9 protein-coding genes and 1 riboswitch are annotated in these 9,765 nt (G+C 70.8%); of the genes, 5 read left to right on the forward strand and 4 right to left on the reverse strand.

The annotated features are described in order from the left end of the window. Window positions 1-193: 193 nt before the first annotated feature. The 4 genes from ACFV0Q_RS32095 to gcvT form a co-directional block, all read right to left on the reverse strand. Window positions 194-340 carry a hypothetical protein gene (locus ACFV0Q_RS32095; RefSeq protein ID WP_385010117.1) on the reverse strand — a complete coding sequence of 49 codons (147 nt, stop codon included), beginning with the start codon at window positions 338-340 and terminating at the stop codon, window positions 194-196. A 285-nt stretch (window positions 341-625) separates the two neighbouring features. Continuing rightward, the gene (gene glyA, locus ACFV0Q_RS32100) at window positions 626-1,882 is read right to left on the reverse strand and encodes a serine hydroxymethyltransferase (protein WP_385010118.1); all 1,257 of its coding nucleotides are present in this window, start codon (window positions 1,880-1,882) and stop codon (window positions 626-628) included. A gap of 17 nt (window positions 1,883-1,899) precedes the next feature. Further along, the gene (gene gcvH / locus ACFV0Q_RS32105) at window positions 1,900-2,283 is read right to left on the reverse strand and encodes a glycine cleavage system protein GcvH (protein WP_385010119.1); all 384 of its coding nucleotides are present in this window, start codon (window positions 2,281-2,283) and stop codon (window positions 1,900-1,902) included. A gap of 112 nt (window positions 2,284-2,395) precedes the next feature. Continuing rightward, window positions 2,396-3,511 carry a glycine cleavage system aminomethyltransferase GcvT gene (gene gcvT, locus ACFV0Q_RS32110; RefSeq protein WP_385010121.1) on the reverse strand — a complete coding sequence of 372 codons (1,116 nt, stop codon included), beginning with the start codon at window positions 3,509-3,511 and terminating at the stop codon, window positions 2,396-2,398. 185 nt (window positions 3,512-3,696) lie between these two features. After that, window positions 3,697-3,800: riboswitch (glycine riboswitch) on the reverse strand. Window positions 3,801-3,969: 169 nt separating this feature from the next. Between gcvT and ACFV0Q_RS32115 the strand changes: the two genes are divergently transcribed. The 5 genes from ACFV0Q_RS32115 (at window position 3,970) to ACFV0Q_RS32135 (ending at window position 9,692) form a co-directional block, all read left to right on the forward strand. Then, complete coding sequence (locus ACFV0Q_RS32115; protein ID WP_385010129.1) at window positions 3,970-4,668, forward strand: AAA family ATPase; 699 nt, start codon at window positions 3,970-3,972, stop codon at window positions 4,666-4,668. Window positions 4,669-4,711: 43 nt separating this feature from the next. Continuing rightward, window positions 4,712-5,446, forward strand: coding sequence for an enhanced serine sensitivity protein SseB (locus ACFV0Q_RS32120; protein ID WP_385010122.1), 735 nt, complete (start codon window positions 4,712-4,714; stop codon window positions 5,444-5,446). A 56-nt stretch (window positions 5,447-5,502) separates the two neighbouring features. Then, window positions 5,503-6,243, forward strand: a complete 741-nt coding sequence (locus ACFV0Q_RS32125) for an enhanced serine sensitivity protein SseB C-terminal domain-containing protein (protein ID WP_385010124.1) — start codon at window positions 5,503-5,505, stop codon at window positions 6,241-6,243. 657 nt (window positions 6,244-6,900) lie between these two features. Further along, on the forward strand, window positions 6,901-7,893 hold the full coding sequence (locus ACFV0Q_RS32130; protein WP_385010126.1) for an ABC transporter permease: 993 nt from the start codon (window positions 6,901-6,903) through the stop codon (window positions 7,891-7,893). 41 nt (window positions 7,894-7,934) lie between these two features. Then, complete coding sequence (locus tag ACFV0Q_RS32135) at window positions 7,935-9,692, forward strand: ABC transporter substrate-binding protein (RefSeq protein ID WP_385010127.1); 1,758 nt, start codon at window positions 7,935-7,937, stop codon at window positions 9,690-9,692. Window positions 9,693-9,765: the final 73 nt, after the last annotated feature.

Here is a 9,765-nt window from a genome sequence, read left to right on the forward strand (position 1 = left end):
GTGTGGGTGGCGGAGGGGCCGAGGCCGATGGAGAAGAGGTCGAAGAGGGTGTTGGCCACGGGGGGACTCCCTTGTCTGCTCGTGGGTGGGGTGGGGGCTGGGGTGGTGGATCAAGAGGGGTGGATCTGCGGATTTTGTCCGGCAGTCGAGCCTAACGCGTGCAGGTGAACGCTTCGGCTCCCGGACGGGTCGGTCAGACGTGAGTCAGCTCGCGTTCCGGTGCCGCGGAGCCGTCGGCGGGGCCTTCGGCGCCGTCCAGGACCGGGTCGGGGCCGGGCGGACCCGCGTGGTGGGCCCTGACGCCCGCCTGGGCGGCCCGGAAGTACGTGACGGGCGCCATGGCGGCCACCCGGGCGATGCCGGCGCCCAGGGGCGAACTGGCCGGGCCGGGTCCTTCTCGCCCTCGCGGGACAGGACGGGCGCGGCGACGGGTGCGGCGAAGAAGGAGGTCAGGGGGCGGAGGACCTTCGCGGCGGGGGGCCGGAAGGAGCGGGGCGGGCCGGGCCGGGCCCGGTGCGGCGGACGGCCCCGACCGCGATGGGGCCGGTCGGGTACGAGGCCGTCCTCGCGGTACGAAAAGGGCCCGGCCCTGTGGAAAACACGGCCGGGCCCTCCGTCTGGCCCGTTACAGCGTCGGGTACAGCGGGAACTTCGCGGCGAGCGCGGAGACGCGCGCCTTGAGGTCGTCGGCGTCGAAGACGGGCTTCAGGGCCGCGGCGATGATCTCCGCGACCTCGGTGAAGTCCTCGGCGCCGAAACCGCGGGTGGCGAGCGCCGGCGTACCGATGCGCAGGCCCGAGGTGACCATCGGCGGACGCGGGTCGTTCGGGATCGCGTTCCGGTTGACCGTGATGCCGATCTCGTGGAGGCGGTCCTCGGCCTGCTGGCCGTCCAGCTCGGAGTTGCGCAGGTCCACCAGGACCAGGTGCACGTCGGTGCCGCCGGAGAGGACGGAGACGCCCGCCTCGGTGACGTCCGGCTGGATCAGGCGCTCGGCGATGATCTTCGCGCCCTCCAGGGTGCGGACCTGGCGCTCCTTGAACTCCTCCGAGGCGGCGACCTTGAAGGACACGGCCTTGGCGGCGATCACGTGCTCCAGCGGACCACCCTGCTGGCCCGGGAAGACCGCGGAGTTGATCTTCTTGGCCAGCTCCTGCGTCGACAGGATGACACCGCCGCGCGGACCGCCGAGGGTCTTGTGCGTGGTGGTGGTGACGACGTGGGCGTGCGGCACCGGGTTCGGGTGCAGACCCGCGGCCACCAGGCCCGCGAAGTGCGCCATGTCGACCATCAGGTACGCGCCGACCTCGTCCGCGATGCGGCGGAAGGCGGCGAAGTCCAGCTGGCGCGGGTAGGCGGACCAGCCCGCGACGATCAGCTGCGGCTTGGACTCCTTGGCGAGGCGCTCGACCTCGGCCATGTCGACCTGGCCCGACTCGTCGACGTGGTACGGGACCACGTTGTAGAGCTTGCCGGAGAAGTTGATCTTCATGCCGTGGGTCAGGTGACCACCGTGGGCCAGGCTCAGGCCCATGATCGTGTCGCCCGGCTTCAGCAGCGCGAACATCGCGGCGGCGTTGGCCTGCGCACCGGAGTGCGGCTGGACGTTCGCGGCCTCGGCGCCGAACAGCGCCTTGATGCGGTCGATCGCGATCTGCTCGACCACGTCGACGTGCTCGCAGCCGCCGTAGTAGCGGCGGCCGGGGTAGCCCTCGGCGTACTTGTTGGTCAGGACCGAGCCCTGGGCCTCCATGACGGCGACCGGAGCGAAGTTCTCCGACGCGATCATTTCCAGGGTCGACTGCTGGCGCACGAGTTCGGCGTCGACCGCGGCGGCCACGTCCGGGTCGAGCTCGTGGAGCGGGGTGTTCAGAACGGACATCAGGATCCCCTGGGGTGTCAGTTGTCGGAGTGGGTGAGCGCGGCGTACTCCTCGGCGGAGAGCACGTCCGTCGGCTCGTCCGAGATGCGCACCTTGAACAGCCAGCCACCCTCGAACGGGGCGGAGTTCACCAGCGACGGGTCGTCCACGACGTCCTGGTTGGCCTCGACGACCTCGCCGGAGACGGGGGAGTACAGGTCGCTGACCGACTTGGTCGACTCCAGCTCGCCACAGGTCTCGCCCTCGGTGACGGTCTCGCCGACCGCGGGGAGCTGGGCGTAGACGACGTCACCGAGCGCGTTGGCCGCGAACTCCGTGATGCCGATCGTCGCGACGCCGTCCACGGCGTCCGACAGCCACTCGTGCTCCTTGGTGTAACGCAGCTGCTGGGGGTTGCTCATGACCTGATTCTCCTGGATGCGGGGGAGTGGATGTGAACAGTGGTCTCGGGTACTGAGACGGGCGCCGGGGCGCCGGAACACCGCCGCACGGCCGGCCGTACGGCGGTGGTGACTACTTCTGCCGCTTGTAGAACGGCAGCGCCACGACCTCGTACGCCTCATGCGTACCGCGAATGTCCACGCCGACGCCGGAGGTGCCGGGCGCGGCGTGCGCCGCGTCGACGTACGCCATCGCGATCGGCTTGCCGAGCGTCGGGGACGGGGCGCCCGAGGTGACCTCGCCGATGACCTGGCCGTCGGCGACGACGGGGAAACCGGCGCGCGGGACGCGGCGGCCCTCGGCGATCAGACCGACCAGCTTGCGCGGCGGGTTCGTCGCGGCGCGCTCGGCGGCGGCCTCCAGCGCGGCGCGGCCGACGAAGTCCCCCTCCTTCTCGAACTTCACGACCCGGCCCAGGCCCGCGTCGAACGGGGTCAGGGCGGTGGTCAGCTCGTGCCCGTACAGCGGCATGCCCGCCTCCAGGCGCAGCGTGTCCCGGCAGGACAGGCCGGCCGGCACCAGGCCGACGCCCTCGCCCGCCTTGGTCAGCGCCTGCCACAGCTCCACCGCGTGCCCGGGGGAGACGAACAGCTCGAAGCCGTCCTCGCCGGTGTAGCCGGTGCGCGCGATCAGCGCGGGCACGCCCGCGACGGTGCCCGGCAGGCCCGCGTAGTACTTCAGGCCGTCCAGGTCGGCGTCGGTCAGCGACTTCAGGATGCCGGGGGACTCGGGGCCCTGCACGGCGATCAGCGCGTAGGCGTCGCGGTCGTCGCGGACCTCGGCGTCGAAGCCGGCGGCCCGCTCGGTGATCGCGTCCAGCACGACCTGCGCGTTGGAGGCGTTGGCGACGACCATGAACTCGGTCTCGCCCAGGCGGTAGACGATCAGGTCGTCCAGGATCCCGCCGTCCTCCTGACAGATGTGCGTGTAGCGGGCGCGGCCGACGCCGACGGTGGAGATGTTGCCGACCAGCGCGTAGTCCAGCACCTTGACGGCCTCGGGGCCGGTCAGGGTGATCTCGCCCATGTGGGACAGGTCGAACAGGCCGGCCTTGGTGCGCACGGCGTTGTGCTCGTCGCGCTCACTGGCGTAGCGCAGCGGCATGTCCCAGCCCGCGAAGTCGGTCATGGTCGCACCGAGGAGGCGGTGCAGCGCGTCGAGCGCGGTCAGGCGGGGGGCAGTGCTCATGGGTGTGGCTCCCGGGTCCCAGGGCATGACATGACGAGGACGATCCTCCCCATCTGTCATCGGAACCTGAGAGGTTCGCCGAGAGTTCCCCGTACGAAGGACGGGACGCCCTGGGCTTGCACCTTGGGTGGAGCACGCGGCGGCCGTCGGGGACGGACGCGTCGCGGCTCGCTTTTCAGATCTGCCTCATCCACGCGGTACGGGGCCTGAGAGATTCAAGGGAGGTACTTGCTCCTTCGGCGCCCGGGCACGGCCTCGCGGCGTGCCGGGACTCTCCCGCGCGGATTCAAGCGGCCGGTATGCAGTTGGTGTCCAGATGGCGCACATCATTGCACGGGTCGCTGGAGAGCGGGCAGTGGGGCCCTGAAGAACGGACGGACCGGAACCGGGACCCCCGGATTACCGTCTCTTTACACTCAGTGGGCAGGGGTCCTGGCGGCCCGATTCGGGGGGAGACGATCACCGTGCGGAGATTCGGAGCGCTGACGACGACGGGAACGACGACGGGCACGGTCGACGGGCTCCCGGCCCAGCGGAGCGCGCGGTCGCGGCCGGCGGGGCGGCCGGTGTGCGACCTGCGCGGCGGCGCGGTGCGCGGGCCCCACCGCCTCGGGTTCCCGGCCGGGGACATCGTGGTGGTGTCGGGCCTGCCCGGCGGCGGCAAGAGCACCTTGATCAAGCGCGCCGCGGAGGGCGGCGGCATCGACTCCCAGGACGCCCGCGAGCGCTGGGAGCGCCGGATGCCGGGCGCGCTGCCGTACGCGGTGTACCGGCCGCTGGTGCGGGCCGCGCACTACTGGGGGCTCTGGCGGCGGCTGCGCTCCGGGGCGTCCGTGGTGGTCCACGACTGCGGCACCCAGGTGTGGGTACGGGGGCTGCTGGCCGCCGCCGCCCGGCGCCGGGGCGGCTCGCTGCACCTCCTGCTGCTCGACACCACCGCCGAGGAGGCCCTGTCCGGGCAGGCGGCCCGGGGGCGCCGCGTCTCGGCGTACGCCTTCGCCCGCCACCGGGGCGCGGTGGGCCGGCTCCTGCGCGACGCCGAAGCCGGCCGCCTCCCCGCCGGCTGCGCCTCCGCGACCCTCCTGGACCGCCGCTCGGCCGCCGCCGTGACCCGCATCGCGTTCCTCGCGGGCGGGGAGGCGGGGACGGGGCGGTAGCCTCGGGGCGACATCGGGCGGAGCCTTACGGAGGCAGGGGAACATGCAGGGCAGCGGCTGGCCGGCGAACGAGTTGGAACAGGTCCTCGGGGCGGCCCTCGGCCAGGCCGACGCCGGCCCGCGGATCCTCGAGGTGCTCGCCCGCAGCCAGGTCTGGGTGCCGCTCCCGCACGGCGGCGGCCCCGACCACGCCGCCCTCGACCTCCCCACGATGCTGATCGACGCGGAGGCGTACGTCCCCGTCTACAGCTCGGAGGCCCAGTTCCGCTTCGGCGCCGGCCCCGCCATGGACTTCGCGGTCGCCCCCGCCGTCGAGTTCGCCCGCGGCCTGCCCCCGCAGCTCGGCATCGCCGTGAACCCCGAAGGGGCCGTCGGCGTCCCGCTGCCCCCGGCCGCCGTCGCGGAGCTCTGCCGCGCCGGACGGACCCCCCTCGACGGCCCCGCCACCGGCGCCCGCGTCCGGCTCTTCGAGCCCGACTGGCAGGAGGACCCCGTCGACTTCCTCGCCGCCGCCTCCGAGGAGTTCCGCGCCACCGGCGTGGTCGCCGCCGCCCACCGCTGCCTCGCCAGCGTCGAGGCCGGACCCCCGCAGCTCTACATCGGTGTCCGGCTGGCGGGATGGGATCCCACGGCCCGGGACGCCCCGCTGGCCGCCCTCGGCCGGGCCCTGGCCCGCGTACCGGCGCCCTGGCCCGTGCAGCTGATCCTCCTGGACGCGGCCGAGGACCCGGTCACGGACTGGATTCGTGAGCGCGTACGCCCCTTCTACCTTCCCTAGCGCCGCTTAAGCTGGTTGGTACGGGTGGACGACGGGCGGACGAAGAGGGGTACCGGGTGAGTGCGTCAGGCACGGCCGCGGCCGGGCAGGTCGAGCACATGCTGCGCCAGGTGACTCCCGGGCGCTATGAGGGATACGAGTCATTCCTGCACGCCCTCGCCGAGGGCCGGCTGTGGATGCTGCTGTGGCAGGGGCAGTCCGGCTCGCCGGACGCGCAGTACGGCGGCATGGAGGTCGAGGGCCTCGGGTACGCGCCCTGCGTGACCTCGCCGCAGGAGCTGGCCGCCAGCGGCTGGAACCGGGGCTACGAGGTGGTCACCGGCCGGGACATCGCCCGCGCCCTCTACCCGGACCGCTGGGGCCTGTGGGTCAACCCGCACGAGCGGGGCGGCGGCCTCGGCGTGCCCTGGGCCGACCTGCGCCGCGTCGCCACCGGCCTGGACCGCATGCCCGCGGGGCCGCTGCGGCTGTCCGAGCCGGCCCTGGAGCTCCCGCAGTTCTACGGGCTGCTCACCCAGCACGCGCACCGCACGCCCGCCGTGCGCTCGCTGCGCCGCGCCTGGGTGCAGCCCGCGCTCGGGTCGGCGTACCTCGCGGTGGGGCTCGACCTGTACGACGCCTCCGCGCCCGCGCTGGAATCCGTACGGGAGATGATGCGGCAGTCGGTCGGGGCGGTGCCCGAAGGGGTGCCGGTGTGCACGGTCGCGCTGGCCGACGAGCACGATCCGGTCGCGATGTGGCTGCGGGCGCAGACCCGCCCGTTCTACGACCGCGAGGGCCAGGCCGCGGCCTACTAGACACCCGCGGCACCTCCTCCCCGGGCCAGGTCAGGCCGAGTGCCGACCCGCCTACAGGGAGTCGCGCGGCCCCGCCCGGGGCCTGGGACGGGCATCGGCGAGAGACCTCCGGCCGTCGGGAACCACGGTTCCCGGCGGCCTTCCGCTTGTCCGGATATCACCCGTGATGGGCGTCCAATTGGCGCACTCCTCCGATGAGTTGGGCGCCATGTCCGTTTGCGTACCGAACGGACGGTCTTGCTCCGCTGAGCCGTGAGCGGAGTCCGGATAACGGGAACCCGGGTGTCAGATCACGTTTGCGCATCCATTCACCTGCGGGTCTGGCGGCTGGTCGAGCGCCCGATGAAGACTCCCCACCCAAGAGCCGGTCAGTCCTCTCAGGACGCGGTTCGGCACGTGGACTTCGCTTGATGTTTCACACGGCACTTCCTGCACTTCCTGCACTTCCCGCACTCAGGCTGCACCGCATTCCGCTCCGCACCCCGTACGGCACTTCGCACGACAGTTCGCACGGCAGTTCGCATCACACCGCAGTTCCCACCGCACTTCGCACGCGTTCCACGTGTCCCGAGCACTCCGAGCGCCACTCCGCACCAACGCCGCCACAGCGGCGGGCATGGGCCGGCCACCCGTCGGCCGAGAGGGGTCCCCACCACGATGACGGCACCACTGCACGACGCGAGCGCGGAGACATCCGCACCCGTGTCCGTAGCCGACGTCCCTGCCAAGGCCATCGAAGGCCGCTCGCCCGGCCGCATCGCCTGGATGCGGCTCAAGCGCGACAAGGTCGCGCTGACGGGCGGCGTGGTCGTGATCCTCCTGATCCTGGTGGCGGTCTTCGCGCCGCAGATCGTGAGCCTGCTGGGCCACCCGCCCAACGAGTTCCACGAGGACATGATCGACCCGGACCTGGGCACGCCGATCGGCTCCTTCGGCGGCGTAAGTTCCGACTTCCTGCTGGGCGTCGAACCGACCAACGGGCGCGACGTGTTCAGCCGCATCCTCTACGGCGCCCGCATCTCGCTGGTCGTCGCCTTCCTGGCGGCCTTCGTCTCGGTCGTCCTCGGCAGCCTCCTCGGCGCGCTGGCCGGCTTCCTCGGCGGCTGGGTGGACGCCGTCATCAGCCGCGTGATGGACCTGCTGCTGGCCTTCCCGCAGCTGCTGTTCACCATCGCCCTGGTCTCCGTCGTCCCCAACTCCCTCTGGGGGTTCGAGGGTTCGGGAGTCAGGATGGGCGTGCTGATCGTCGTCATCGGCTTCTTCGGCTGGCCGTACATCGGCCGCATCGTCCGAGGACAGACGATCTCCCTGCGTGAACGCGAGTACGTCGAGGCCGCACGCAGCCTCGGCGCGGGCCGCGGCTACATCCTGATCAAGGAGCTGCTGCCCAACCTGATCGCGCCGATCCTCGTCTACTCGACGCTGATCATTCCGACCAACATCCTGACGGAAGCGGCCCTCAGCTTCCTGGGCGCCGGCGTCAAGCCGCCCACCGCCTCGTGGGGAAAGATGCTCTCCGACGCCGTCCCCATCTACCAGGACGACCCCATGTACATGGTGGTCCCGGGTATCACGATCTTCATCACCGTCCTGGCGTTCAACCTCTTCGGGGACGGGCTGCGCGACGCACTCGACCCCAAGGGCAGCTGAACCGCTTCTTCGATTCACCCACCTATGGAGGTTGGACAACCGTGATCCGCAGAAAGCAGGCACTCGCGATCACCGCCGTGATCGCCGCCCTGTCGCTGACCGCCGCGTGCGGTGGCAACGACAAGAAGGCCGATGGCGACGACAAGGGCGACAAGGGCTACAGCGGCGCCACCGCCGCCGTGGTCAACGCGTCCGACGCCAAGGGCGGCGAGCTCAAGCTCTGGTCCCCGCAGGACGTCGACTTCCTCGACCCGGCGCGCGCCTACTACGGCTTCGTGTGGAACCTGCAGCGCCTCTACATCCGGCAGCTGTACGCGTACGACAGCAAGCCCGGTGCCGCCGGCACCAAGCTGGTTCCGGACCTCGCCGCGGGCGAGCCGGTGCTGAGCAACGACGGCAAGACGTACACCGTCAAGATCAAGGACGGGGTGAAGTTCGAGGACGGCACGCCGATCACCGCCAAGGACTTCAAGTACGGCATCGAGCGCGTCTTCGCGCAGGACGTGCTGTCCGGCGGTCCGACGTACCTGATCGACCTGCTCGACCAGGGCCAGAAGTACCCGGGTCCCTACAAGGACACCGACCCGAACAAGATGGGCCTGAAGTCCGTCGAGACGCCGGACGACCACACCGTGGTCTTCAACCTGGCGAGCGCCAACTCCGACTTCAAGTACCTGCTGGCCATGCCGTCCTCCTCGCCGGTCCCGGTGGGCAAGGACGCGGGTGCCTCCTACACCAACAAGCCGGTCGCCACCGGTCCTTACAAGGTGGAGTCCTTCGCCTCCGGCAAGGGTGCGGTCTTCGTCCGCAACGAGAACTGGGACCCGGCCACCGACACGATCCGCAAGGGTCTGCCGGACAAGGTCTCCTTCACGGTCACCACCAACCCGGACGACATGGACCAGCGCCTGCTCTCCGGCGACATCGACCTCGCCGTCGACGGCACGGGTGTCCAGCAGGCCGCGAAGAACAAGATCCTCAAGGACACGAACCTCAAGAAGAACGCGGACAACCCCTACACGGGCTACATCCGCTACTTCGCCTTCCCGCAGACGGTCGCCCCGTTCGACAACATCGAGTGCCGCAAGGCCGTCATCTACGCGGCCGACCCGAAGTCGCTGCAGAACGCCCGCGGCGGCCCGACCAGCGGTGACCTCGGCGCGAACATGCTGCCGCCCGGCATCCCCGGCTCGGACAAGAAGTACGACCCGTTCAACCTGACGAGCGGCAAGCCGCAGACGGACAAGGCCAAGGCCGCGCTCAAGGCCTGTGGCAAGCCCGACGGGTTCGAGACCACCATCGCGGTGCGCAACAACCGCGCCCCCGAGGTCAAGAGCGCCGAGTCCCTGCAGGCCGCGCTCGCCAAGATCGGCGTCAAGGCGACGATCGACCAGTACGACGGCAAGCTCTCCTCCTCCACGATCGGTTCGCCCGAGAACGTGAAGAAGAAGAACTACGGAATCATCGTCATGGGCTGGGGCGCCGACTACAACTCCGGCTCGGGCTTCCTGCAGCCGCTGGTTGACGGATCGTTCATCCTGCCGAACGGCAACAACAACTACACCGAGGTCAACGACCCCGAGATCAACGGCCTGTTCAAGACCGCCGCTGCCGCCGCCACCCCGGAAGCCGCCGCCCCGTTCTACGGCCAGATCAACACGAAGGTCATGGAGAAGGCGCTCTACCTGCCGATCAACTTCGACAAGGCGCTGATCTACCACAACCCGCGTCTGACCAACGTCTACTTCAACGACTCGATGGGCCGCATCGACCTCGCGGTCCTGGGCGTCGGCAAGTAGCCGGCAGCCGGGGGTGCGGGCCCCCCCCGGGCCCGGGCCCCCGGCCCGCAGAAAACGTGGAACCACCCACTAT

This window comes from Streptomyces sp. NPDC059564, assembly GCF_042735575.1.
Classification (GTDB): domain Bacteria; phylum Actinomycetota; class Actinomycetes; order Streptomycetales; family Streptomycetaceae; genus Streptomyces.

Bases quoted from the DNA above. Each gene is read 5' to 3' on its own strand.
- ACFV0Q_RS32095 (WP_385010117.1), bottom strand. From the start codon at position 340: ATGGCGCCCGTCACGTACTTCCGGGCCGCCCAGGCGGGCGTCAGGGCC.
- glyA (WP_385010118.1), bottom strand. From the start codon at position 1,882: ATGTCCGTTCTGAACACCCCGCTCCACGAGCTCGACCCGGACGTGGCC.
- gcvH (WP_385010119.1), bottom strand. From the start codon at position 2,283: ATGAGCAACCCCCAGCAGCTGCGTTACACCAAGGAGCACGAGTGGCTG.
- gcvT (WP_385010121.1), bottom strand. From the start codon at position 3,511: ATGAGCACTGCCCCCCGCCTGACCGCGCTCGACGCGCTGCACCGCCTC.
- ACFV0Q_RS32120 (WP_385010122.1), top strand. From the start codon at position 4,712: ATGCAGGGCAGCGGCTGGCCGGCGAACGAGTTGGAACAGGTCCTCGGG.
- ACFV0Q_RS32130 (WP_385010126.1), top strand. From the start codon at position 6,901: ATGACGGCACCACTGCACGACGCGAGCGCGGAGACATCCGCACCCGTG.